Origin of the sequence: Burkholderia sp. Ax-1719 (assembly GCF_011753055.1) — a bacterium.
Taxonomy (GTDB): domain Bacteria; phylum Pseudomonadota; class Gammaproteobacteria; order Burkholderiales; family Burkholderiaceae; genus Paraburkholderia.
Window position 1 is genome coordinate 199497 of the sequence record NZ_VWWJ01000006.1, and the last position, 24460, is coordinate 223956.

Annotated in this window: 23 protein-coding genes; 12 read left to right on the forward strand and 11 right to left on the reverse strand. The window is 65.8% G+C overall.

Annotated features, from left to right (window positions below; translation table 11 throughout):
* Positions 1-627 carry a LysE/ArgO family amino acid transporter gene (locus F3J17_RS14295; RefSeq protein ID WP_167059340.1) on the reverse strand — a complete coding sequence of 209 codons (627 nt, stop codon included), beginning with the start codon at positions 625-627 and terminating at the stop codon, positions 1-3.
* An 89-nt stretch (positions 628-716) separates the two neighbouring features.
* Between F3J17_RS14295 and F3J17_RS14300 the strand changes: the two genes are divergently transcribed.
* Both F3J17_RS14300 and F3J17_RS14305 read left to right on the forward strand, forming a co-directional pair.
* Entirely contained in the window at positions 717-1628 is a 912-nt protein-coding gene (locus F3J17_RS14300) for a LysR family transcriptional regulator ArgP (RefSeq protein ID WP_167059343.1), read from the forward strand.
* Between the two features lie 825 nt (positions 1629-2453).
* On the forward strand, positions 2454-2927 hold the full coding sequence (locus F3J17_RS14305; protein ID WP_084162778.1) for a DUF3331 domain-containing protein: 474 nt from the start codon (positions 2454-2456) through the stop codon (positions 2925-2927).
* 454 nt (positions 2928-3381) lie between these two features.
* On the opposite strand, the gene F3J17_RS14310 is transcribed toward F3J17_RS14305, so the two are convergent.
* Complete coding sequence (locus F3J17_RS14310) at positions 3382-4656, reverse strand: MFS transporter (protein ID WP_167059345.1); 1275 nt, start codon at positions 4654-4656, stop codon at positions 3382-3384.
* Positions 4653-5630, reverse strand: a complete 978-nt coding sequence (locus F3J17_RS14315) for a PRC-barrel domain-containing protein (RefSeq protein WP_167059348.1) — start codon at positions 5628-5630, stop codon at positions 4653-4655. Before F3J17_RS14315 ends, F3J17_RS14310 begins: the two co-directional genes overlap by 4 nt.
* Positions 5631-6156: 526 nt before the next feature.
* On the opposite strand from F3J17_RS14315, the gene F3J17_RS14320 reads away from it, so the two are divergent.
* Positions 6157-7578 (forward strand): NCS2 family permease, encoded by a 1422-nt coding sequence (locus F3J17_RS14320; protein WP_167059351.1) that lies wholly within the window; start codon positions 6157-6159, stop codon positions 7576-7578.
* A gap of 149 nt (positions 7579-7727) precedes the next feature.
* Here the strand turns inward: F3J17_RS14320 and F3J17_RS14325 are convergent, their stop codons facing one another.
* Positions 7728-8108 carry a hypothetical protein gene (locus F3J17_RS14325; RefSeq protein ID WP_167059354.1) on the reverse strand — a complete coding sequence of 127 codons (381 nt, stop codon included), beginning with the start codon at positions 8106-8108 and terminating at the stop codon, positions 7728-7730.
* Positions 8109-8191: 83 nt separating this feature from the next.
* Here F3J17_RS14325 and F3J17_RS36590 point away from each other — a divergent pair, with 83 nt between their 5' ends.
* The 3 genes from F3J17_RS36590 to F3J17_RS14340 all read left to right on the forward strand — a co-directional run bounded on the left by F3J17_RS36590 (position 8192) and on the right by F3J17_RS14340 (position 9828).
* On the forward strand, positions 8192-8680 hold the full coding sequence (locus tag F3J17_RS36590) for a metalloregulator ArsR/SmtB family transcription factor (protein WP_167059357.1): 489 nt from the start codon (positions 8192-8194) through the stop codon (positions 8678-8680).
* Positions 8626-9018: an SRPBCC family protein gene (locus tag F3J17_RS14335; RefSeq protein WP_345891197.1), complete on the forward strand. Its 393-nt coding sequence runs from the start codon at positions 8626-8628 to the stop codon at positions 9016-9018. The genes F3J17_RS36590 and F3J17_RS14335 overlap by 55 nt, the downstream gene beginning before the upstream one ends.
* Before the next feature lie 63 nt (positions 9019-9081).
* Entirely contained in the window at positions 9082-9828 is a 747-nt protein-coding gene (locus tag F3J17_RS14340) for a thioredoxin family protein (protein ID WP_167059732.1), read from the forward strand.
* A 76-nt stretch (positions 9829-9904) separates the two neighbouring features.
* Here the strand turns inward: F3J17_RS14340 and F3J17_RS14345 are convergent, their stop codons facing one another.
* Both F3J17_RS14345 and F3J17_RS14350 read right to left on the reverse strand, forming a co-directional pair.
* The gene (locus F3J17_RS14345) at positions 9905-10087 is read right to left on the reverse strand and encodes a hypothetical protein (protein ID WP_027821027.1); all 183 of its coding nucleotides are present in this window, start codon (positions 10085-10087) and stop codon (positions 9905-9907) included.
* Between the two features lie 149 nt (positions 10088-10236).
* Positions 10237-11136 (reverse strand): NAD-dependent epimerase/dehydratase family protein, encoded by a 900-nt coding sequence (locus tag F3J17_RS14350; RefSeq protein ID WP_167059360.1) that lies wholly within the window; start codon positions 11134-11136, stop codon positions 10237-10239.
* A gap of 105 nt (positions 11137-11241) precedes the next feature.
* Between F3J17_RS14350 and F3J17_RS14355 the strand changes: the two genes are divergently transcribed.
* The 4 genes from F3J17_RS14355 to F3J17_RS14370 all read left to right on the forward strand — a co-directional run bounded on the left by F3J17_RS14355 (position 11242) and on the right by F3J17_RS14370 (position 15465).
* Positions 11242-12177 carry a LysR substrate-binding domain-containing protein gene (locus F3J17_RS14355; protein ID WP_167059362.1) on the forward strand — a complete coding sequence of 312 codons (936 nt, stop codon included), beginning with the start codon at positions 11242-11244 and terminating at the stop codon, positions 12175-12177.
* A 120-nt stretch (positions 12178-12297) separates the two neighbouring features.
* On the forward strand, positions 12298-13824 hold the full coding sequence (gene hutH / locus F3J17_RS14360) for a histidine ammonia-lyase (RefSeq protein ID WP_345891198.1): 1527 nt from the start codon (positions 12298-12300) through the stop codon (positions 13822-13824).
* 45 nt (positions 13825-13869) lie between these two features.
* Positions 13870-14565: a histidine utilization repressor gene (gene hutC, locus F3J17_RS14365; RefSeq protein ID WP_167059368.1), complete on the forward strand. Its 696-nt coding sequence runs from the start codon at positions 13870-13872 to the stop codon at positions 14563-14565.
* A gap of 234 nt (positions 14566-14799) precedes the next feature.
* Positions 14800-15465: a hypothetical protein gene (locus F3J17_RS14370; protein ID WP_167059371.1), complete on the forward strand. Its 666-nt coding sequence runs from the start codon at positions 14800-14802 to the stop codon at positions 15463-15465.
* Between the two features lie 27 nt (positions 15466-15492).
* Here F3J17_RS14370 and F3J17_RS14375 read toward each other — a convergent pair whose 3' ends face one another.
* Positions 15493-16371, reverse strand: a complete 879-nt coding sequence (locus F3J17_RS14375) for a LysR substrate-binding domain-containing protein (protein ID WP_167059374.1) — start codon at positions 16369-16371, stop codon at positions 15493-15495.
* Positions 16372-16524: 153 nt separating this feature from the next.
* On the opposite strand from F3J17_RS14375, the gene F3J17_RS14380 reads away from it, so the two are divergent.
* A complete protein-coding gene (locus F3J17_RS14380) occupies positions 16525-17787 on the forward strand; it encodes an aminotransferase class I/II-fold pyridoxal phosphate-dependent enzyme (RefSeq protein ID WP_167059377.1) in 1263 nt (420 codons plus the stop codon).
* A 133-nt stretch (positions 17788-17920) separates the two neighbouring features.
* On the forward strand, positions 17921-19795 hold the full coding sequence (locus tag F3J17_RS14385; protein WP_167059735.1) for a DUF3857 domain-containing protein: 1875 nt from the start codon (positions 17921-17923) through the stop codon (positions 19793-19795).
* Positions 19796-19805: 10 nt separating this feature from the next.
* Here F3J17_RS14385 and F3J17_RS14390 read toward each other — a convergent pair whose 3' ends face one another.
* The 4 genes from F3J17_RS14390 to glgA all read right to left on the reverse strand — a co-directional run bounded on the left by F3J17_RS14390 (position 19806) and on the right by glgA (position 24459).
* Positions 19806-21008: a branched-chain amino acid ABC transporter substrate-binding protein gene (locus tag F3J17_RS14390; RefSeq protein WP_167059380.1), complete on the reverse strand. Its 1203-nt coding sequence runs from the start codon at positions 21006-21008 to the stop codon at positions 19806-19808.
* Between the two features lie 238 nt (positions 21009-21246).
* Complete coding sequence (locus tag F3J17_RS14395) at positions 21247-21708, reverse strand: hypothetical protein (protein WP_167059383.1); 462 nt, start codon at positions 21706-21708, stop codon at positions 21247-21249.
* A 190-nt stretch (positions 21709-21898) separates the two neighbouring features.
* The gene (gene pdxY, locus F3J17_RS14400) at positions 21899-22780 is read right to left on the reverse strand and encodes a pyridoxal kinase PdxY (RefSeq protein WP_167059386.1); all 882 of its coding nucleotides are present in this window, start codon (positions 22778-22780) and stop codon (positions 21899-21901) included.
* Between the two features lie 200 nt (positions 22781-22980).
* On the reverse strand, positions 22981-24459 hold the full coding sequence (glgA, locus tag F3J17_RS14405) for a glycogen synthase GlgA (protein ID WP_167059389.1): 1479 nt from the start codon (positions 24457-24459) through the stop codon (positions 22981-22983).
* Between the last annotated feature and the right edge of the window lies 1 nt (position 24460).

The following is a 24460-nucleotide window of genomic DNA, read 5'->3' on the forward strand; positions in this document are numbered from 1 at the left end:
TCAGCGCAGTTGCGTAAAGGCGATCAACAGCACCATCGAACCGATTGCGCCATCCAGCACGCGCCAGGCAGCCGCGCGTTTGAAGAGCGGCGCAAGGGCGCGCGCGCCATAACCCAGGCCGATAAACCACACCGCGCTCACACACATCGCGCCGATCGCAAACGCCAGGCGTGCGCCTTCCGGTTCACGTGCGCCGGCCGTGCCGATCAGCAAAAACGTGTCGAGGTAGACGTGCGGATTGAGCCACGTAAAGGCCAGCGTCATCAGCATGATCGGCCAGGCGCGCTGTTCGGGCGCGTGCTGCGCCTGCGCGCTTTCGGCCGCATCCATCACGGCGTGCGAGGGCTTGACCGCACGGCGCAGCGCGCCGATGCCGAACCACACCAGCCACGCGAGGCCTGCATAGAGCACCAGGTGCACGAAGGTCGGATAGCGTTCGACGAGCGCGGACGCGCCGCCCACGCCCGCGCCGATCAGGATGAAATCGGACAGCGCGCACAGCAGCACGATCTTGCCGATATGCGAGCGCAGGATGCCCTGGCGCAGTACGAAAGCGTTCTGCGCGCCGATGGTGACGATGAGCGAGGCGCACAGTGCGGCGCCGTGAGAAAAAGCGAGCCAGTTCATGATTGGACATTGCGGGGGAACGGCGCTAGTCTGCCGCCGTGAGCCGATTAAGCAAAGCTCATTTTCTTAAGGCGGATTAAGGAACGCTAATGCTCGACTATGCGCTGCTCGACGCGCTTGCCGCCGTGGTGCGCCACGGCTCGTTCGATCGCGCCGCGGGCGCGCTCAATGTCACGCCTTCGGCGGTCTCGCAACGCGTGAAACTGCTGGAGGAGCGGGTGGGCGCGGTGCTCGTCAAACGCGGCCAGCCCTGCGTGGCGACGGCGGCGGGTGCGCTGCTGTGCCGGCATACCGAGCGCGTGCAACTGCTCGAAGCCGAACTGGGCGGTGGTATGCCGACGGTGGCGGGCGGCCTGGAGGTGTCGTCGCGGCCCACCTTGCGCGTGGCCGTCAACGACGACAGCGTGGGCACCTGGTTTATCGACGCGGTCGCGCCGTTTTGCGTCGAGCGCGGCATCCTGCTCGATCTCGTGATAGACGATCAGGATCACACGGCGCAGCGCATGCGCGACGGCAGCGTGCAGGGCGCGGTGACGACCCAGGCCGAACCGGTGCAGGGCTGCCGCTCCACGCGTCTTGGCCGCATGCGCTACCTCGCGGTGTGCTCGCCCGAATTCTTCGCGCGCTATTTCGCGCAGGGCGTGGGGCGCGAGTCGCTGCGCCGCGCGCCCTGTGTGGAGTTCAACCCGAAGGACCAGTTGCAAAAGCGCTTCGTGCGCAGGATCACGCGCGCGCAGGTGGATGCGCCGCTGCACTGGATTCCGCATGTCGCGGGTTTTCTGCGCTGCTGCGTGAGCGGGCTTGGCTGGGGCATGTGTCCGGAGCGCATGATCGCGCCGCATCTCGCGCGCGGCGAGCTCGTTGAATTGACGCCGGGGCGGGCGCTCGATGTCGAGCTTTACTGGCAGAGCTGGCGGCTCTCGATTGGCTGGCTCGACGACTTCGGCACGATGCTGCGGCAGCGCGCGGCCGACTATCTCGATCAGGGACGCGGCGCGTAAATCGATCTGCAAAGGCGGCGCTGGCAGCGCCTCGTGCGCTGCCGCCGTCTTCATGTCATACGCATGACTTTAGCCGCCTTTCATACCGTCTTTAGCCGCCAATTGAATTGTTGTTATCCATGCAGGTAATCGCGGCGACGCGATTAAAAGCCAACGATGGCTATTGACGTGTTGCCAGTTCATGTGATTCGATCCATTGCCGCGTGACAATACGACTAAAGTGCAATTGAATTTTGATTAACGATTCATGAAATAGAAGCGTGTCTCACAATTGACTCCGATGGCGCCGGCAGCGCTTCATGCGACAATTCCCCGCGCGTTGTCGCGAAGCAGCCGGTGTGAAATTTTCCGGTTGACTGTGACATAAGCCTGTAATGCGTTTCATTGATCGGACGACATGCCGTGCGCCGCAAAGGTGCAACCCTTCGTGCCGGTGGACACCGTGAAAAGCCCGCTGGGCGTGCTTCAGCGGGGCATTGAGGCCTACGTATGCGGTCTCGCGTGCAAGCCGTTCTTTGCGCTCAATAGTCTTGCTAATGCATTCCGAAGGTCTGCATAAGATCGTGCTATCCGGTTATTTTTTCCTGTGTGCAATGTTAAACATCAAAAAATCGGCAAAAAAGTGCGAATGTAAAGAAACCACTATTGCTATCCTGCAATCCCGATTGAAAGCCCATGTCTGGCTTTTTGTCCGGGTTTGAGATATATCGTGTGAAAATTCAGTTTTTTCTGTGGAGTGCCAGAATCGCACGCTATAATCCCGACGTGGCAGAGTGCTTATTCGACCGGCATATTTGAATCGTTTCCACGTGCACGAGGTGCATTATGACGAAATTAGATACCGGCAGCGCATGGCAACAAACCATTGATCTTCTGACCGCAGCCTCGGAGCCGCTTGGCCCGGACGGCGAGCCCGAGGTCATCAGGAGCTGCAAACCGGTACCCATCACACGCAGCGCATCGGAAGCGGCCAATCGGCGCCGTGCCACCGTGCGGTCGTGGGATGCGCAAGGCATCACCTTGATCCGGCGTCATGATCCGGACAGCATCACCGTTTGTTGGAGCGACGCGACCTATGGCCGCTACTCCGACCAGTTGTGGCGGGTTTGCACCGCGCGTCGCAGCGCAGTGTGCGCGTTGACCGGCGAGAAGATCCGTCGGGGCGACGCGGTATTCCGCCCGAGCCCGAATCGCCGTCATCGTCCGGCCAATGCCGACGCGATGATTCTCGCGAGCAAGCTCGACGCGTTCCCGAGCGGCGTGGTCGCTGCGCGTCTCGATGAGGCGCTGGCCGCTTAAGTTCGTTATGTGAAGATCGGCGCGGGGCTGCATGGGCTCCACCGCACGGTCCGCGTCATGCGGGCTCTCGTTGCACAGCCGTACCTTCCAGCATCTCCTGTAGTGAAATCAGTGATTCGTCGGGGCGTCTTGAACGCCTGGCGGGCGCGGGTTTCGCTGCGGGCGACTGCGCATTGGCATTCGCGCTTCCTCCAGCGCCAGCGGGCCTCACGCGAGGTCGCGCATCGGCACATCCATCGTTGTCGTTTTGTCTGCGGATTCACGCGGATTCGCACTTAGGGCGATTCTGTCGATGCCGTCATCGCGTGGGTATCGACGTTCAAGCGACATTTAAGCGACGCTAAACACCCAACGATGTTTCTTTGACCCAAAGAGAGCGGGGCGCCACTGCCGCGCCCGCTTGGGCGGCGGCGGTGGCGCCCCGGTGGGCGTCGTGAGAACGATGAGCCTGGCGTCAGGCCATTTTGTCGCTAGCGGTTTCCTCTTCGATCGCGTCGCGCGTTTCCGGCATCACGAGCCACACCATCAGCACGGCCGCCGCGCCCGCCGAGGCGAGGCCGAGGAAGCTCACGGTATTGCCGAAGTGATCGGCGATAAAGCCCGCGAGTGCCGTCGACAGCGTCGCGCCAATCCCGGCCGACAGCCCGAAGAGCCCAATACACAGGTTGTAGCGTCCCTTGCCGCCCGCCACGTCGGCGGCGATCAGCGGCAGCATCACGCCAAACACGGCCGCCGACAGACCGTCGAGCATCTGCACCGGCACAAGAAAGTACGGATTGCCGACCGCAGCGAACAGCAGCGCGCGCAGCGGCAAGGCGCTGAAGCCGAGGATCAGCACCGGACGGCGGCCCCAGGCCTGAGCGGTGCGGCCTACCCACGGCGACATCAGCGCGACGATAGCCTGCGGCACGATGATGCAGGCAGCAATCACCAACTGCACGTTATCGCCCATGCCCGCGGTCACTTCACCGGCGGCGAGGTTCAGCATCGCCGCATTCGAGAGGTGGAACAGGATCACGCAGGCCGCGAAGGTCAGCATGCGGCGGTCGCGCAGCAGATCGAAGATCGTTTCGCGGCTGCCGTCGGCTTCCGTCGCCGGGCCTTTTGCGGCTTTAAGTGGCTTCGGAGCGGGTTTGGGTGCATTCGCGTGCTTGTCATACTCGATCATCGCGAGCGCCACCAGCGCGGGCAGCGCGAGCGCCGCCGTCAGCCAGAACACCGCGCGCGGCGAAACATATTCGCCGCACAGGCCCATCAGACCCGCCGCGACCGCGCTGCCGATCGAAGCCCAGCGCGCATTGCGCCCGAGCCGGTCGCCCAGATTCTGGCGGCCGACCAGTGCGAGCGCGAGCGCCGCCATGGCCGGCACCAGCATACAGCTGGCGAAGCCGTGGAACACTTCGGCGGCCATCACCGGCACGACCGTCGGGCTGACGGCCAGCAGCATCGCCGAAATGATGATCGCGATGATCGCCCAGGCGGCCGCGGCCTTTTTGTTCTTGAGCGCGTCGACCGCCGCGCCGCCCGGCACCTGGCTGACCATCGCGCTGATCGTGCCCACCGAAAGCGCCAGGCCGATCTCGCCCTGGGTCCACTTGTGCGAAGCCAGATACGAGGCGATGAACGGACCGAAGCCGGTCTGCACGTTCGCCACGAAGAAGTTCAGCCAGTCGAGCGCGCGTACGCTTCGCAGGCTGGGTGTGAGTTGCGTCGTGGTGCCTGTCGTCATTGGGCACCGCGCGCGGAAGCTGCGGGCGCGGCCGGATTAGCCGCCGCGGCTGCGGGGTTCGGACTCACGGCGTGCACCGGCTGGTCATTCTGGTAGGCCGGCGAGGCGTCGAGCTGCTGGTCGCTCATTTCGAGCTGCGCTTCGAGCGCATTGTTCTTCGTGACGAAGTGCAGCGCCGACCAGTCGGCGGCAATGGTGCGGCGTTTCTCCAGCAGATCGCTCACGTCGAGCACCACCGCGAGCGGCGCGGCGCTGCCGTCGATCAGCACGTCCACCACGCGGCCCACTTTCGCGCCGTTCGGGCGCTCGACGGTGGTGTCGAGCATCGGCAGACGCGTCGGGCTGGCTTCGGGCGCGCCCGCCTGTGCGCCGCCGGCCTTGGGCCGGTCGGGGATCTGCAACTGCGCGGGGGTGAGCGCGAGCGTGATGGCGGGCGTCTTCGGCTGCACGTTGATGCGCACGGCGCTCCACGGGAAATTCGCCTTGCGGTCGCCCACGCCCATGAAGCCTTGCAGATTCACGACCACTTCCTGCGGCTTGCCGCCAGGACCGGCGACCATGTCGACGGCGCGGCCCACCACCTTGCCGTCGGGCTTCTGCACTTCGCTGTCGAGCAGCGTGCGGAAGCTGCCGCGCTCGATGGTGCGGGTCTGCACGAGCGGAGCGGGCGGCGGCGCGACGGGCGCGCTCGCGGGCGTGGGCGGCGGCGGCACGACGCGATGCGGTTTGCGCGGCGCCGGACGCGGCTTGCGCGGCGCGGGTCTGGTATTGGTGCCGGTGTCGCTGGCGGCTTCGGGCGCGGACGCCTCTTCCGGCTCGCTGGCGGGCATCTCGGGCTCGCTCGCGGCGACAGGCGGTTCCGGCTCGGGCGGCGGAGGCGAGCGGAACAGCGAACAACCCGACAATGCCAGTAGCACCAGCAAGGTCAGGACCGACGTAAGGGATACAGCAGGACGTGCGAAACCGCCTCTCATCTACAGAAACTCCAGGAGCGGCCGGCGCGGGGCGCGCGGCGGGGAAAAACCGGGTCGTGAGAGTTTAACCCGCATGGGTCGGTAATTCGCCTTAAACGGTCGTTAATCTGCTGACAAAAGCCTTCTCGGCTTTTTCCTGATAATCCCGCTAATGAAGGCGCGCAATGCGCCCGGATTATTTCCCGATCCGCGATAGCCGGATGCGTTGCGCCTGTCGCAAGCCGCGCGCCCGATATCCCGGCCAATGCGGCACGGGGTATACGCGAAGCCCGGCGGCCCGCTGCGCCTTGCATTGGGCGATATAAGCATCGCGGCATGACCTCAATGCGATTCCCGCGATGGGAGCGTATGACGCCTTGGCCTAACCTTCGAACCTGTCAAAAGATGTCAAAAAATAGACATGCGCCCCAAGAGCGCATCTGGCTGTGCGTCGACACCCACAAGTCAAACCTAAGAGACGAACCTGATGACGGGCCCCAAGGTGATGCGGGACCGTTTCAGCATGCTGATAAAGGAGGCACTCACCATGATGGAACCCCACGCACAGCCTTTGCCCGACGCGGCAATCATTGCTGATCCAGCCCTGCGGGACAGCGAGGTCGATGAAACCTTCGCTGAAGCGAGCGGCTTTCTCGACCGTTATTTCGGCATCATCCAGCGCGGCAGTTCGGTGCGCCAGGAATGCATTGCCGGCGTCACCACCTTCCTTGCGATGGTGTATTCCGTGTTCGTCGTGCCGGGCATGCTCGGCAAGGCGGGCTTCGACACCAGCGCCGTGTTCGTGGCCGTGTGTCTGACCACCGCATTCGGCTCGCTGCTGATGGGACTGTGGGCGCGCCTGCCGATCGCCATTGGCTGCGCGATCTCGCTGACCGCCTTCACGGCCTTCGGCCTCGTGCTGGGCAAGGGCCTCAAGCCTGAAGTCGCGCTGGGCGCGGTGTTCCTGATGGGTATCGTGTTCACGGCGATCTCCGTGACCGGCGTGCGCTCGTGGATCCTGCGCAATCTGCCGCACGGCATCGCGCATGGCACGGGCATTGGCATCGGGCTCTTTCTGCTGCTGATCGCGGCCAACGACGTGGGCCTCGTGGTCAAGAATCCGGGCGCGGGCCTGCCGGTGTCGCTGGGCCATATCACCTCGTTGCCGGTGATCATGTCGGTGGTGGGGCTGGCCGCGATCTTCGGACTCGTGCGCCGTCGCGTGCCGGGTTCGATCCTGATCGTGATCGTGGCGATTTCGGCGCTCGGTCTCGCGCTCGATCCGGCTGTGCAGTTTCATGGCGTGTTCGCCTGGCCGTCGCTCTCCGCGCCGGGTCATGCTTCACTGATCGGCGCGATGGACATCAAGGGCGCGCTCTCGCTCGCCGTGCTGCCTAGCGTGCTCGCACTCGTCATGACCGCTGTGTTCGACGCCACCGGCACGATTCGCGCCGTGGCGGGCCAGGCCGGTCAACTCGACGATAAAGGCCGCATCATCAACGGCGGCCGCGCGCTGACGGCGGATTCGGTCAGCTCGATTTTCTCGGGCTTCTTTGGCGGCGCACCGGCGGCGGCTTATATCGAATCAGCAGTGGGCGTGGCGGCGGGCGCGAAGACGGGTCTTGCCGCAGCGCTGGTGGGCGTGCTGTTCCTCGCCGTAATGTTCTTCGCGCCGCTCACGGGTCTGGTGCCGTCGTACGCCACCGCGCCCGCGCTGATGTACGTGGGCCTGATGATGCTGTCGAGCGTCGCGCGTCTGGATATGGACGATATGGTGGATTCGATGGCGGGCCTCGTGTGCGCCGTGTTCATCGTGCTGACCGCCAACATCGTCACGGGCATCATGCTGGGTTTCTCGACGCTCGTGATCGGCCGCATCGTCAGTGGCGAATTCAAGAAGCTCAACATCGGCACGGTCATCATCGCCGTGGTGCTCGCGGCGTTCTACCTGGGCGGCTGGGCCATCTGATGCGCTGTCATCCTGATTGACATCGATGGTCCCGCCATCGGCAAGACGGAACGCCTGGCGGCCCGTCCTGCCGGCTTCACGGCCCGCGTCCGCTTCTGGCGGCGCGGGCCGTGCGGCATTCTGGACGCCGGATTGCCTCAACGGTTGGCCTATTGCGGCAGGATGCTTTTGCGGCTGCGTTTGCGCGGTGTGGGCTCGACGCCCACACGCGGATCGCGCGCGAGCACCAGCGCCACCAGCGCTTCGGCGGTGTCTTCGAAGGCCGCATCGTCCTGCGGCACGTACAGCCATTTGCCGAGCACGGGATGCGGACGCAGCGCGGGGAATTCGCCGGTCAGCGCCTCCTGACGATCGCGCGAAGTGGCCACCAGCAAGCCGTTGAACGGCTTCGCGCGGTCCGCGGCGATCAGGCAGAGCAGGCCGTCCACATAAGCGGCGTCGCAGCCGAACATCGGCTTGCGCACGTAGGTGGCTTCGCGCTCAAGGGCGTCGAAGATCCAGAGCAGCGAATTGCGGATTTTGGACGGCATGGTGCGCTTCAAAAGGATGGGCGGGCAACCCTCATTCTAGTGGCGAGCTTGACATCGTCGCCTGCCGACCTATGCTTAACCGCATGGTTAAGTATGAAGACGACGCGCTGAACCGCACCTTTGCGGCGCTGGCGGACCCCACCCGGCGAGCCTTGCTCGCGCGCCTCGCGCAGCAGGAGGTGCTATCCGTGAGCGCGCTCGCGCAGCCCTTTGCGATTTCGCTACCCGCGGTCATGAAGCACCTGGATGTGCTTGCCGAGGCCGGACTCGTCACGCGCGAAAAAACCGGGCGCACGGTGGCGTGCCGTCTCGCTGCCGGGCCGATGGAGGACGCGATGCAATGGCTCGCGCACTATGAGCGCTTCTGGAATGGCGCGCTCGATCGTCTGGCCGCATTCGTGGAGGAGGACGCATGTCAACCCACACCCCAGCCGAAGCCGATGCCGGAAGCAGCGGCGCAGGTCGCGCAGGCGCCGCTATCAGTCCCGATGCCCCCAGCCTCATCCTCCGGCGTCGTATCAACGCGAGCGCCGCGAAGGTCTACGCGGCATGGACGCAAGCCGCGCAACTGATGCGCTGGATGCACCCGCTCGACACCCTCTGCCTGCATGCCGAGGCGGACGTGCGCGTGGGCGGGCGCTTTCGCGTGCTGATGCGCTCGCCCGACGGCGAGGAGCACGACGTGAGCGGCACGTATCTGGAGGTGGTGCCGGAATCGAAGCTCGTTTTCACGTGGGCATGGCGCAGCACGCCGGAGCGTGAATCGCGCGTGAGCGTGACGCTGCGCGCCGACGGCGGCACCACGGAACTGATGCTGCGCCACGAACGTTTCTTCGACGAAGCGGCGCGCGATTCGCACCGCGAAGGCTGGTCGAGCGCGCTCGATCATCTGGTGGAGCTGTTCGAGTGACGGCATTCGCCTGAGCCGGATCTGCCGGATTAGCCGATGCAAACCCGCAAGGAGGAAGACATGATGGAACCGCACAAGATCGTTTCGGAGGCCGAATGGATGACGGCGCGCGAGGCGCTGCTCGCGGAAGAACGCGCCTTCACGCATGCACGCGACGCGCTGGTGGCCAAACGCATGGCGCTGCCGTGGGTGAAGGTGGAAAAGCGCTACACCTTCGAGACGCCCCAGGGAGAGCGCACGCTCGCACAGCTATTCGGGCCGCGCAGCCAGTTGCTCACTTACCACTTCATGCTGGGACCGGATTGGGAAGAGGGCTGCCCCGGTTGCTCGTTTATCTCCGATCACATCGACGGCATGCTGGTGCATCTGGAGCATCACGACGTGACTTACGTGGCGGTCTCGCGCGCGCCGCTCGCAAAGATCGAAGCCTTTAAAAAGCGCATGGGCTGGCATTTTCCGTGGGTGTCGTCGTTCGGCAGCGACTTCAACTTCGATTACCGCGTCTCGTTCAGCGAGGCTGACAAGGCGCGCGGCAAAGCGGTCTACAACTACGTGGAGCAGGAATACATGAGCGACGAATTGCCCGGCATCAGCGCGTTTTATCGCGATGAAAACGGCAACGTCTATCACACGTATTCGGCGTATGCGCGTGGCGTGGAGATGGCGCTGGGCACCTATGCGATGCTCGAATTCACGCCGAAGGGACGCAACGAAAAGCAGAACATGGGCGAATGGATGCGCCACCATGACCGCTATGAGGACGCCCCGCAACAGCACGCGTGCTGCTCGCACGAGCAGAAGCCTTCATAGGGAAAAACGCAGGACAGGATGGCGAAAGCCGCTGGAAAGCGATTGTAAGTACAACGAAGCCGCGCGCCTTCGTGCCTCAGAGGGACATTTCGAAAGCGGGGCGTAGCAGGACTTCGATCGCCATCACGATCAGTCCCATCGCGGCAGCGGCGAGCGTCAGCGTGCCATATTCGTCGTAGCGCGCGTCATAGAGGCACGCGACCACGAACAGAATGGCGAGCAGATTGGTCAGCCAGTCGAAGTTCAGCGCGAGAAGCATCGGCGTATCCGGAGGCCGGGCAGAAAATCGCGCCGGCAGATAGTGCAAACCGGCGCGATTTTATCGGATCGACCTTACGGATACGCAACAATACTGTGTTGCCGGCCACGTATTTTTGCGGTGGCCTGCAAACGGGCTTGTATTCCGCCTTAACCGACCGGCATCTCGTCACGGATCCAGTCCGTTACCGAGGTACGCTTCGGTGTCCATCCCAGCAGCTTGCGCGCGCGCTCGCCGCGCACGCGGCTGTTCGAGCCCAGACCATACGAAGCCATTTCATAGCCCCATTCCTCGATAGCCTGTTCGAGCGGCCAGTCCTGCGGCGCGCCCAGCCCCATCTTCTGCGCGAGCGCGGCGGTCATGGTGCGGAAATCCGCTTCGCCGCTTTCGACGAAATAGAACGTGCCCGCAGGGGTTTTCTCAAGCGCCAGACGGTAAAGCTCGGCGACATCGTCGACGTGGACGTTCGACCAGATGTTCAGTCCGCGTCCGACATGACGCATCACGCCGCTCTTCTGCGCCTGACGGATGAGCCGCGGCAACTGCACGCTGGCCGCGCCCGGCACCGCACCCACGCCGTAAATCAGCGTGTTGCAGAGCACCGCGCTCTTCACGCCGCGCTGCGCGCCGGCCAGCACGAGATCGTCGATGGCTACGCGCGCCGCCTTGTCGGGCGTCGGGGCGGGCAGGGCGTCTTCGTAGTAGATCCTGTCGGTGGCTTCGCCGCCCGAAACATCGCCGACGATGCTCGAACCGCTCGTATGCAGCAACGTCTTGCCCGAGCCTTCGAGCGCCTCAAGCAGCGCTTCGACCGCGCCGCGATGGTCGCTGCTGGCGGCGTTGATGACGGCGTCGGCGGCGCGCGCTTCGCGCATCAGCACTTCGCGATCGTCGAGGTCGCCCGCGACCGGTGCGATGCCAAGCGCTTCGAGATCGGCGAACTGTTCCTGGCGGCGCACGAGGCCGCGCACTTCATGGCCCGCACGCGCCAGATGCGCGGCAATCGTGCCGCCGATAAAGCCGCCTGCGCCTGTGACGAATACTTTCATGGGTTGTTCCTTGAGTCCGTGATTCAGTACGGAAGCCAGTATCGGGGCATTTGGGTCTTGCAAAAACCGTGTTAGTCTCAAATGAATCTTGACTGCGGATCAACAATGAAAACCTCGACCGACGAATTGCTCGTATTCGTCACCGTGATCGATGCGGGGTCGATCACCGCCGCCGCCGAAAAACTTCAGCAGACCGTGTCCGGCGTGAGCCGTGCGCTCACGCGCCTCGAAAAGCAACTGGGCGTGGCGCTGATTCTGCGCACCACGCGCCGCCTGCAATTGACCGAGGAGGGCGAGCTCTTTCTCGAACGCGCGCGCGCCATTCTCGCTGCGATGGAAGATGCCGAAGAGGCGGTGACGCGCCATCGCGAACAGCCGTCCGGGCGTCTGCGCGTGGATGCGGCCACGCCGTTCATGCTTCACTGCATCGTGCCGCATATGACGGCGTTTGCCGCGCGCTATCCGGATATCCAGCTCGAACTCACGAGTAACGAGCGCATCGTCGATCTGCTGGAGCAGCGCGTGGATATCGCGATTCGCATCGGTGCGCTGCAGGATTCGACATTGCATGCGCGCTCGCTTGGCGTGAGCCGCCGCCGCGTGGTGGCGAGTCCCGCGTATCTCAAGGCGCAGGGCACGCCGCGCACGCTGGAGGCGTTGCGCGCGCATCGGCTGATCGGCTTTACCGCGCCTGCGCAACTGAACCGCTGGCCGCTGCGTCTGCAACCCGCGCCTTCGGGAGAGGAAACACAGGGCGCACTCTTCGGCGACGACGCCAACGAAGGTCTCGCGATCCAGCCCGCGCTCGCGGCGTCGAGCGGCGAGACCATCCGTCAGCTTGCGCTGGGCGACGCGGGCATTGCCTGCCTGTCCGATTTCATGACCGCCGCCGACCGCGCGGCGGGCCGCCTCGTGACCCTCCTCGACGACGCACTGCTCGCCGAGCGCCAGCCAATCCACGCGGTCTACTACCGCAGCGCCGCGCTGGCCGCGCGCGTGCAGTGCTTTCTGGCGTTCATCGCCGGGCGCCTGGAGCCATAGCGGACCGGCGCGCGCAGAGCGCAAGCTAGTGGATAGTCCCAGGTCGGCGGAAGGGGGAGGGAGGTTGTCTATACAGGCGCGCCAGGCTAGACTGCCCGTCACTTGTATAGACAGGATTCGATCATGCTCCTTACGCCCGGCCATCTGACCCTGCCGCAACTGCGCCAAATCGCTCGCGAGTCGGTCAAACTCGAACTCGACCCCGCAAGCTTTGCCGCGATCGACGCGGGCGCGCGCGCCGTCGCCGAAATCACGGCCAAGGGCGAGCCCGCCTACGGCATCAACACGGGCTTCGGCCGCCTCGCCAGCACGCATATCCCGACCGACCAGCTCGAACTGCTGCAGCGCAATCTGGTGCTTTCGCACGCAGTGGGCGTGGGCGAGCCGATGTCGCGTCCGGTCGTTCGTCTGCTGATGGCGCTCAAGCTTTCCAGCCTTGGCCGCGGCCACTCGGGCATCCGCCGCGAAGTGATGGATGCGCTGATCACCCTGTTCAACGCCGACGTCCTGCCGCTGATTCCCGTGAAGGGTTCGGTGGGCGCTTCCGGCGATCTTTCGCCGCTCGCGCATATGTCGGCGGTGCTGCTCGGCATCGGCGAAGTGTTCATCCGTGGTGAGCGCGCCAGCGCCGAAGCGGGTCTGGCTATCGCCGGTCTCAAGCCGCTCACGCTGCAAGCGAAGGAAGGTCTCGCGCTGCTCAACGGCACGCAGGCCTCCACGGCGCTCGCGCTCTACAACATGTTCGCGATCGAAGACCTGTACCGCACGGCGCTGGTGTCGGGCGCGCTCTGCGTGGACGCGGCGGCCGGTTCGGTGAAGCCCTTCGATGCGCGCATCCACGAACTGCGCGGTCATCGCGGCCAGATCGAGGCGGCGGCGGCGTATCGCGCGCTGCTCGAAGGCTCGGCGATCAACCTGTCGCATCAGGATTGCGACAAGGTGCAGGACCCGTACTCGCTGCGCTGCCAGCCGCAGGTGATGGGCGCATGTCTGGACCAGATGCGCCATGCCGCCAATGTGCTGCTGATCGAAGCCAACGCCGTGTCGGACAATCCGCTGATCTTCCCGGAAACGCACGAAGTGCTCTCGGGCGGCAATTTCCACGCCGAACCGGTCGCTTTCGCCGCCGACAATCTCGCGCTGGCCGCCGCTGAAATCGGCGCACTCGCCGAGCGCCGCATCGCACTCCTGATCGATGCGACGCTGTCGGGCCTGCCGCCGTTCCTCGTCAAGGATGGCGGCGTGAACTCGGGCTTCATGATCGCGCACGTGACGGCTGCAGCGCTGGCTTCGGAAAACAAGACGCTGGCGCATCCGGCTTCGGTGGATTCGCTGCCCACTTCGGCAAACCAGGAAGACCACGTGTCGATGGCGACCTTCGCCGCGCGCAAGCTCGCCGATATCGCCGACAACACCGCCAACATCCTCTCGATCGAACTGCTGGCCGCGGCCCAGGGCGTGGATCTGCGCGCGCCGCACGCCACCAGCCCGGCATTGCATCACGTGATGCAGGCGGTGCGCAGCGAAGTGCCGCACTACGATCTGGACCGCTACTTCGCGCCCGATATCGCGGCGATGACGCAGCTTGTGCAGAACGGCACGATCGCGGCGCACAGCCCGTTCTCGTTCGAGTCGGAAGCGCGTTAAGCGCGGCAGGCGCGGGCTTTGTGAGGAGCTCGCGCCGAATTCACGATGAACGCACCCGCATACCAGGGCATCAAGGACTTCATCCTCGCGCGCATTCATGCGGGCGAGTGGGGCGAGGGCGACCAGGTGCCGTCGGAGAACGAACTGGCGCGCGATTTCAAGGTCGCGCGCATGACCGTGAACCGCGCGCTGCGCGAGCTGACCGCCGAACAGGTGCTCACGCGCGTGCAGGGCGCGGGCACCTTTGTCGCGCGTCCGAAGTACGAATCGACGCTGGTGGCGATCCGCAGTATCTCCGACGAAATCCTCGCGCGCGGTCACGCCTATCGCGCGCAGGTGCTGGAAATCGGCGCGATCGACGCCGACGATGCACTCGCCGACGAAATGGGCCTGCGCGCAGGCGCAACGCTGTTCCGTTCGCGCGTGCTGCACTTCGAGAACGACGAACCCGTGCAGCTGGAAGAACGCTGGGTCAATCCCGCGCTCGCGCCCGACTACACGCAGCAGGATTTCACCCAGACCACGCCAAACCAGTACCTCGTGCGCGTCGCGCCTTTGCAGCGCGTGGAGTACCGCATCGAGGCGCTCGCACCCGAAGACGACACACGCGCGCATCTGGCGATGAAGGCCGCCGAGCCTTGCCTCGTGCTGCATCGCCGCACGTGGTCGCGCCAGGCGGTGGCATCAGTGGCCAATCTCTGGCATCCGGGCAGCCGGTATCGCTTCACCGGGCACTTCTGACCCGCGACGGGTTATCACGCAGTCCGAAGCATTATCGGGCAGCGAAGTCACCATCTAACGTTTCGACCCCGCTTTAAAGCGGTTGAAAACGCATTGCTCTCATTTTCCTTTCGGTTGTGACCGATTGTGACGCAGCTATCGAACTGCGGCACGCGGGTTGCATCATGCCTTGCGATGCAGCTAACCTTGAGGAATTGGCCAGGCAAGATTGGCCCAGAAGGGAGGACCTGAGCGATGGAAGACTCCGGAGCAGCGCTCATGCCCGTGTGGCGCGCGAATCTCGCGATGCTCACCCGCGAAGTGGGCGCGGTCACGCGTCTCGCGCGGATGATGACGTTTTCCGAGAGCTATATGAAGCTGATCGTGTCCGGACGGCGCGATTTCAGCGCGGAGTTCGTGCGCGGCGTGGAGGCCGTGACGGGCCTGCCCGAAGGCTGGATGGACGAGCGCCACGAGGCGGCCGAGGTGCCACCGCAGGCGCGCGCCGCCATCGCCGACGAAGCGCCGCACGCGCGCTTTCGCGGTACGGCGCACCCGGTGCGCAAGGCGCCGGTGCTGCGCGCCGAGCCGATTTTCGGCCAGCGCGCGGGCAACCGGGCCGAGGTCCCCGGCGGGACTCAAGCAGGCGCGGCAAAGCGCCCGGCGGGCACGCGCAAGATCCGCGATCTGGCTGCGCAGGATGTGCGCAAGCTCGAACGCCATCTGAGCATGCTGCCGGTGGAGCCTGGCGCGTTGCGTGCGCGCATCGAGGACGTCATCGCGCAGGCCGAGACCGACGAACACGTGCGCGCCGATCTCGAAGGCCGACTGGAGCAGATCGAGAAGCATCGCGAGTTGCTGCTGCGCCACGTGTCGCGCCTCTACGCGCTGCTCACGCGCACGGGTGACGAAGAACCCTGAAGCGGGCGTGCGCGCTTTCACACGCGCTTAAACGCGCAGTTCCGCGAGAATCTGCTCGGCGAGAAAGTCGCAGGGCGGCCGGTTCGAGCGCGCGCTGCGCGCGAGCACCACTTCAAGCTCCGGCAATTCGGGCAGGCCGTGCTGGCGGCCGAGCGTCACGAAGGTTTCGGGCACGGCGCAGCGTGCAAGCGGCGCGACCGCGAGACCCGCCGCCACCATGCTGCACAGACCCATCAGGCTCGGGCTTTCGTATGAAGTGCGATAGGTGATGCGCTCGCGTTCGAGCGCTTCGATGGCGTTTTCGCGCGCCACGCTGCCCGCGCTAAAGAGCGCGATCGGTAACGGACGCTCGCGCCAGATTTCCCGGCCAATCGCCGCGCTCACGCCTGCGGGCGGCCCGGCCCATACCATCGGCTCGAAACGGATAAATTCGCCTGCCAGCCCGCCGGAACCCGTCGTGCTGGTCACGCAGGCCAGATCGATCTTGTTCTCGCGCACCAGCGGCGCGAGTGCGCTGCTGGGCAGCCCCACCACCTGGATTTCCACCTTCGGCCAGTTCGCCGAGAACTTGCGCAGCACCGGCGGCAGCAGCGACGACGCGTAATCGTCGGGCATGCCGATCGACACGCGGCCCTTGACTTCGGGATGCGCCAGCGAGGCCCACGCCTCGTCGCGCAGTGCCAGCATGCGACGCGCATAGCCAATCAGCGTGTGGCCGTCGGGCGTGGGTGTGACGTTGCGCGGCGCGCGGATAAAGAGCGGTTTGCCGATCGCCTCTTCGAGCGCACGGATCTGCATCGACACGGCCGCCTGCGAGCGATGCACGAGCGCCGCGCCACGCACGAAGCTGCCGGCGTCGGCCACGGCCACCACCATGGCGAGCACGTCGAGATCGAGGGTCTTCATGAACTTGGGCTGAAAAGCAGGTTGCTATCAGAAAATCTGATTGAAAAGTTCAATATAACGCGTTTGTCTGAAGATGGCGACGTCCGTATGCTGGCCTGTATCCGCTGCGATCGGATCCGATCACGCCACTGACCGCCCAAACCGGGGAACGCCATGTCGACAAGCCCGCCCGATGTTTTGAACTACGAACGATTCCGGCAACTGCAGATGCGTCTGGATCTTTCACGCGGCAAGCCCGCGCCCGAACAGCTCGATCTCTCGCAGGCCTTGATCGACGAGGCGGGGCAGGCGGGCTATCGCGCACGTGATGGCTTCGACTGCCGCAACTATGGCCTGTTGCTGGGACTGCCCGAGGCGCGCGAACTGGGCGGCGATTTGCTGGGCGCGCCGCCCGCGCAGGTGGTGGCGGCCGGCAACTCCAGTCTCGAACTGATGCACGATGCGCTGGCATTTGCCTTGCTGCACGGCGTGCCGCAAGGCAACGCTGGCGAACGCAGCGCCCCGTGGCGCGCGCAGGGCGACATCGCATTTCTTTGCCCCGCCCCGGGTTACGACCGGCACTTCGCAATCTGCGAGGCGTTGGGCGTTCGCATGATTGCCGTGCCGATGCGCGACGACGGGCCCGATATGGAGATCGTCGAATCGCTCGTGCGCGAGGACGCCTCGATCAAGGGCATGTGGTGCATGCCGCTCTACAGCAACCCAACGGGCGCGATCTACGCCGATGACGTGGTGCGCCGCCTCGCCGCCATGCCCACCGCCGCGCCGGACTTCCGCCTGTTCTGGGACGACGCCTACCGATTCCATCATCTGACCGATACGGCGCACGCGACGCTCGACGTGCTCGCGGCAAGCGCGGCGGCGGGCCATGCCGATCGGGTGCTGATGTTCGCCTCGCTGTCGAAGGTGACGATTGCGGGCGGCGGGATGGCCTGGCTGGCCGCGTCGCCGCGCAACGTGGCCTGGTGGCAGCGCTGCGCGTCGTTTCGCACGATCGGGCCGGACAAACTCAACCAGTTGCGGCACGTGCGCTACCTGCGCGACCGCGCGACGCTCGACGCACTGATGGCCCGCCATCGTGCGCTGCTGGCGCCAAAGTTCGCTGCCGTCGATGCGGTGTTGCGCGAACATCTCGCCAACGTGCGGGGCGTGCGCTGGAATGTGCCGCAAGGCGGCTATTTCATCAGCCTCTATGTGCCACCCGGCCATGCGCGGCGCACCGTCGAACTTGCGGCAGAGGCGGGGCTCGTGCTCACGCCCGCGGGCGCGGCGTTCCCTTATGGCGTCGATCCGCATGACAGCCATCTGCGGATCGCGCCGTCGTTTGCATCGCTGGACGAGGTGAGGCTGGCGGCGCAGGGGATCGCCGTGTCGTTGCTGCATTCGCTTGCGACCACCGAGGCGCTGGCGGGCTAAGGCAGCGGGGCGCCGGGCGGCAATGTGCTAAAACGGGGGCTCGCGCCATTGTCCGAACGAGGTTCCGGTGCCCCGATCGCTTTCAACGTCTTATGCCGTCTTCCGCCCGGCCTGCGCGCTTGCGTGTGCTGCGTTGTGTGCTGCGTTATTCGCGCTTGCGAGCGCCTGTGCGCACGCCCAGACGCCCATCGACGACGACGTGCCGCCCGCCACGCTCGAACGTGACGTCCACCTGTTCGTGATCCAGAAAGACGGCTCGGGCGAGGAGCACGACGATTCGACTATCCGGGCCAACACCACGGCGGGCGTCGATGCGGTTGCGCAGCGCTATGTCTGGTTCAATAAGGATATCGAATCGATTACTTCGCTCAGCGCGCAGACCATCGACCCTGACGGCAACGTGCACGAAGTGGGCGCAAGCAGCATCCGCGACGTGCAGGAGCCGCGCTCGGCGGGCGCGCCGACTTTCCAGGACGGCGTCCTGCGCACCGTCATTTTCCCAGGTGTGCAGCCGGGCGCGCGCGTGCGTCTGGTGTTCGACAAGCGGCGCGGTCACGCGCTGCAGGCGGGCACGTTTTCGTATTTCGTCGAGCCGCCGGGCGAACCGGTCGAGTTCCAGCGCCTGATCTTCGATCTGCCCGCCGACCTGCCGCTTTACGCCGATGCGCGCGGCTACGAAGCGCAACCGCCCGTCACCGAGAACGGCCGCACGCGCTATACCTTCGATTTCCGTCAGGGGCAGTTACCGCCGCTGGAAGCCGGGGCGGTGGCGCGTGTGAACTGGGGCGCGCGCCTGATGGTGACGACCGTGCCCGATTACGCCAGCTTTGCCGCGCGCTATCGCGAGGCCGCCGCGGACCCGAGCGCCACCGATCCCGCCATCGCTGCCTTCGCGCGCTCGCTCACGGCGGGCGTGACGGACCCGCGCGAGAAGGCCGCGCGCATCTACGACTGGATGCGCCTGAACATTCGCTACGTGGCGCTCTTTCTTGGCACGACGGCGGCCGCGCCGCATCGCGCGGTCGACATCCTGCGCGACCGCTACGGCGACTGCAAGGACCATGTCGCGCTCTTCACGGCGTTGCTGGCGGCCGTGGGCGTTCGCGCCGAGGGCGCGTTGCTCAACCTCGGGCCGGTCTATTCGCTGCCTTCGGTGCCGGGCTACGGCGAGGAGGCCATCAATCACGTGATCGCGTGGCTGCCCGATCTGGGCGTGTTCGCCGATACCTCGTCGGGCGGCGTGGCCTTCGGCTTTCTGCCTGCGGGCGTGATGGATCGCCCGGCGCTGCTCGTCGATGAAGGCGTGCTGGTGCGCACGCCCGCGACCCAGCCGCGCACGCGTTCGGCGCAACTCGACATCGACGTCGGCGAGGACGGCAATGCGTCGTATCGCTATCGCGTGGAGGAAGCGGGCGCGCTGGCCGAGACGGAGCGCAATACCTTTCGCCGTGCCACGCATCAGGGCGCGCAGCAGATCGCCGCGCAGCGCCTGCGGCAAACCGGCCTGGCAGGCACGGCGCGCCTGGGCACGAGCGCACTCGACGCGATGGGCGGCCCGTTCGCCGCCACCACCGAGGGCACGCTCGACCATGTGGTCTGGCCCGACGGCACCACGGCGCTGCCCGCCTTAAGCAGTCTGTCGGGCGGTATCACCACGCAGCTCGACAACTGGCTCGCGGTGCAAAAGCGCACGCAGCCGTGGGCCTGCATCAGCGGGGATTTCGAGGAGCACGCGCGCATCGCGCTGCCGGCATTCGCACGCGTGACCGATTTGCCGCGCGACGTGGTGGCGAGTGTGGCAAGTGCTGCAAGTGCCGCGCCGCTCGACTACAGCGCGCATTACGTATTCGATCGCGACACGCGCACGGTGGAGGTCACGCGCAAGCTGTCGGCGCATTTCGGGCGGCAGATGTGCACGCCGGAGGATTTCGCGCAGATGCACGAGGCCTTGCTGCGCATGCAGCGCGATGCGCACGCACAGATTGTCGTGCGCGCCAGGGTTCAATGACGAAGGCCGCTCAGCCGCCGCGCGTCGTCACCGGCACCCAGGCGCCTTGCTTGACCTGATAAAGCGTCGATGTGCCGTTCTTGAGCGCGCCGGTGTCGTCGAAGGCAATGTGGCCCGTCACGCCGTCGAAGGAGAGCGACTTGAGCGTGGCGCGAAACACATCGGGATTCGCCGACTTTGCCGCCGTCATCGCGTGAATCGCGGCCCAGGTCGCGTCATAGCTGAACGGCGCATAGGCCAGCACATCGGCGCCAAAGCGGCTCTTGAACTTCTGCGCGAAACGCGGGCCGTCGGGCAGTTGCGCCAGCGGCCGCCCGTATTCCCAGGCAAGCGCGCCGTCACCGGCCGGCCCCGCGAGCTGCACGAAATCGGGGATCGCCACGCCGCCGCCGCCCACGAACTGCGTGTTCATGCTGCGCGCCTTCATCTGTTTGACGAGCGCCGCGGCCTGGCGCGCGAGTCCGCCGAAGTAGAGCAGATCGGCGTCGGCGGCCTTGATGCGCGCGAGCTGCGGGCCAAAGTCGCCCGCTTCGATCGGCGCGAAGTCGCGCGCGACCACGTTGCCGCCGTGTTCCTTGACGGTGCGCTCGAACACGTCGGCTTCACCCTGGCCGAACGCGGTCCGGTCGTCGACGATGGCGATGCGCCGCGCCTTCACGACTTCGACCGCCCACGCGCCCGCGATGCCCGCGTTCTGCGCGTCGTTGGCGATCACCGTGAAGGTGTTGGCAAAGCCCTGCGAGGTAATGACGGGATTGGTCGCGGCCGGGTCGATCATCGGAATGCCGGCGCTTTCGTAAATACGCGAGGCCGGAATTGCCGTGCCCGAATTGAAGTGGCCGACCACGGCCGCCACGTTCTGGTTCGCGAGTTTCGCCGCGGCCTGCACGCCCAGGCGCGGGTCGGCGCGGTCGTCGATGGCGATCAGTTCGAAATGCGCGGTCTGCTCGCCGATCTTGATGCCCTGCGCGTTGGCGTCGTCCAGCGCGAGTTGCACGCCGTTCTGCAGGTCGTGGCCGTAATTCGCGTAGTCGCCGGAAAGCGGGGCGACGAAGCCGATGCGAACCGTGAGCGGGCCGGCTGCGCGCACGGTTGCGCCCGGCGCGGCGGCGAGGGCGCACGCGAGCGCGCCCGCGCATAGTGCGAAGAGCGCGACGCGGCGCTCGCGCGAAGGCGGGCGCGGATCGACGCTGGAAGTGTGGCGCGGTCTCATCGTGACTCCTGGCGCTGTGCGGGCGCGGCGGTGTTCTTGTTTATTACGGTTGCGCGAAGCTGTTGGGGCAGGGGCGCGCCATCATGGCGAAGCAGTCTTGCGGCGATGCGGCTGAATGTGCTGCTGGATTGGCGGTCGCTTTGGCGAGTGAGCGCGCCCGGCGGGCGTGAGCGCAATATAACAGGCTGGCGTGACGCCCGGCCGGGCCTGGGCTCCGCGGCCCCGACGGGCTGGCGGCCTAGTAGCCGGATTGCAGCGCGAGCAGCGTGTCGCGCAATTGCACCAGCGGCGCCATGGCGCCTTCGGTGGCCCAGCCTTCGAGATCGTCCAGTGCGCGGTTGCAGCCGTCGAGCACCACGTCCAGGTCCACCGGCACGCCGTTGGCCAGCGCAAAGCGGATGATCGCCTCGAAGCGTGCGCAGTCGTCGTCGCCATAGGCGATGTCGAGGTTGTCGGCGATGGTCTGGGCGATGTCGCTGCGCTCGCGGTCTTCGGCATCGACGAAATCGATGATGCCGCGCGCGACGTCGGGGGCGTGGTAGAGCGCGATATCGAGCCACTGGGCGGCGTCGAAATCAGCGTCATGGCTATGCTCTTCGAAATATTCGATCGCTTCCTGCTCGTGCGTTTCACCGCCATCGACGGCAAGGCACAGCTGCTCGAAATATTCTTCCTGTTCGCTACGGATGGAATCGGACATCGGTCAATCTCTTTACTGATCTGGCTTCAACTAAGACGGTAGGCGACGCGGCGCAGAACGCCGGACAAACGGCTGGCCGCGTGCACATGCGGATCGCATTATAGGATGCGCCGCGCCGGCTGGCCGTGGTTTGGCGTCGGTTAGGCGTCGGCTTAGCCACGTGCCCGCGCAAACGCCACCGTCGGAAAGCTCAGACCAGATCGACCGTCCAGGCGTCGAACCACTCGCGCGGGCGCGCGATCTGATCCTGCGCGGCGACGATTTCCAGCTCGTAGCGTCCCGCGTCATAGGTCGTCTTGACGACCGCATTGACGGCCGCAAGCGTATGTTCGAAGGCGCGTTTGAGCGTATCGCCAAGCATCAGGCGCGCGACGAAAATCGCGCTGGTGATGTCGCCCACGCCGACCGGCTGGCGCGCAAACGGGTAGAGCGGGCGTTGTGCCAGCCATGCTTCGCGCTCGGTGACCACCAGCATGTTGAAGGTGTCGGCGGGACTGTTGCGGTCGAGCAGATGCTTGACGAGGACGAGCCTGGGGCCGCGCGCGATCAGTTCGCGGCAGGCGTCGACGGCTTCCTCGGCGGTCTCCAGCTCCCGTCCGACGAGGCGCTGCAGTTCGCTGTGATTGGGCATCATCGCGTCGGCCACTTCGGGCATCTGCGTGACGAGAAAAGCCTGGATGCCGGGCTCGACGCGGCAACCCGCTGCGCCGCCCGTGGCGTTGAGCGTGCCCATCACCGGGTCGCAGAAATAGCGCGCCTGCGGGTTGGCGGCTTTCACGGCGCGTACCACGTCGATCACCGACTGCGCCTGCTCGGGCGTGCCGAGGTAGCCGGAGAGCACGGCGTCGCAACGCGGCAGCACGCCGATTGCGCCGATGCCTTCGACCAGTTCCACCATCTGCCCGGCGTCGATCGCGCTGCCGGTCCAGTGGCCGTATTGCGTGTGATTCGAGAACTGCACGGTGTTGAGCGGCCACACGTTCACGCCCAGACGGCGCATGGGAAACACGGCGGCGCTATTGCCCGCATGGCCGAACACGACGTGCGACTGGATGCTCAATACGTTTTTCATGGTCGTTTCGGTCTGCCTGGGATGAGGCCGTTTCGCTGTTCAACGGCGGGCGAGGGCGGGCTGACGCCCATACCGCCTGCTGCACGGCGTTTGTGCGCGTGCAGCAACGATAACCGAATTCATTGCGCCCGGTCGATGGGCGCGTGCGCGGAGTGTTGCGCGCATTGGACTTGTGGACTGGCCCGATGCGCGCGCGGCGCTCAGACCAGTTCGCGATAAAGCGCCATGTAGCGCTGCGCCGAAGCCGCCCAGCCGAAATCCTCGCGCATGCCGCGCGCGCGCGTTTCGCGCCAGTCGCGGCTGCGCCCGTACAAGGCGAAGGCGCGGCGGATCGCGGCCGTGAGCGCGTCGGGCTCGAAGCGCTCGAACACGAAGCCGGTGGCGGTGCCGTCGGCGAGATTTTCGAGCGAGGCGTCCGTGACCGTATCGGCGAGACCGCCTACGCGGTGCACGAGCGGCAGCGCGCCATAGGCGAGCGCGTAGAGCTGCGTGAGGCCGCAAGGTTCGAAGCGCGACGGCACCATCATGACGTCCGCGCCCGCGACGATCTCGTGCGCGAGCGTTTCGTCGAAGCCCAGTTCGACCGCCACGGACTCGGGATGCTGACGCGCCGCGCGCGCGAAGCCTTGTTCGAGACTCGCGTCGCCGGTGCCGAGCACGACCAGTTGGCCGCCGCGCGAGACGATGTCGGGCAGCGCCGCGAGCAGCAGATCGAGACCTTTCTGCTCGGTCAGACGGCTCACCACGCCAAAGATCGGCGCATCGTGTTTCTGGGTGAGATTGAAGCGCTGCTGCAGCGCCGCCTTGCAGCGCAGCTTGCCGCTCATGCGCGTGACCGAGTAACGCGCGGCGATGGCCTCGTCGCCGGCCGGGCTCCACACCTGGTAATCCACACCGTTGAGAATGCCGACGAGATCATGCGCGCGCCCCTTGAGCAGCGCTTCGAGACCGCCGCCCTGAGCGACCGTCTGGATCTCGCGCGCATAGGTCGGGCTGACGGTGGTGATCTTGTCGGCGTAAAAGAGGCCCGCTTTGAGAAACGACAACTGGCCGTAGAACTCGACGCCATGCATGTCGAAAAAGTCCGGCGGCAGGCCCAGTTCGCCGAATTGCTGGGCCGGGAAGATGCCCTGGTAGGCGAGGTTGTGGATCGTGAAGACGCTGCGCGCCGGTGGAGTGCCGGGTGTGCCTGTCGTGCCGCGTTCGCGCGCCGCCGCGCGCAGATACGCGCCCGCCAGACCCGCGTGCCAGTCGTGCGCGTGCACGATGTGCGGCGCCCAGTCGGGATCGAGATGCTGGGCAAGCTGCGCGGCCGCCCAGCCGAGCAGGGCGAAGCGCTGGGCGTTGTCGCCGTAGGGCACGTGCTCGTCGTCCAGATACGGGTTGCCGGGGCGGGCGTAGAAGGCGTCGGCGCGGATCATGTAGACCGGCAGATCGTTGCCGGGCAGTCGTCCCAGTTCGAGCGTGGCCTCGCCGGTGCCGAAGCTGCGCTCCAGCCGCGCGATCGGGCGCAGGTCGGTCAGGCCCGTCGCCACGCCCGCAAAGCCGGGCAGCAGCACGCGTGCGTCGGCGCCCAGTTCGATCAGGGCGGCGGGCAGGGCGGCCGTCACATCGGCGAGACCGCCGGTCTTGAGGAGGGGATAGAGTTCGCTGGCTACATGCAGGACGCGGATCGTCATC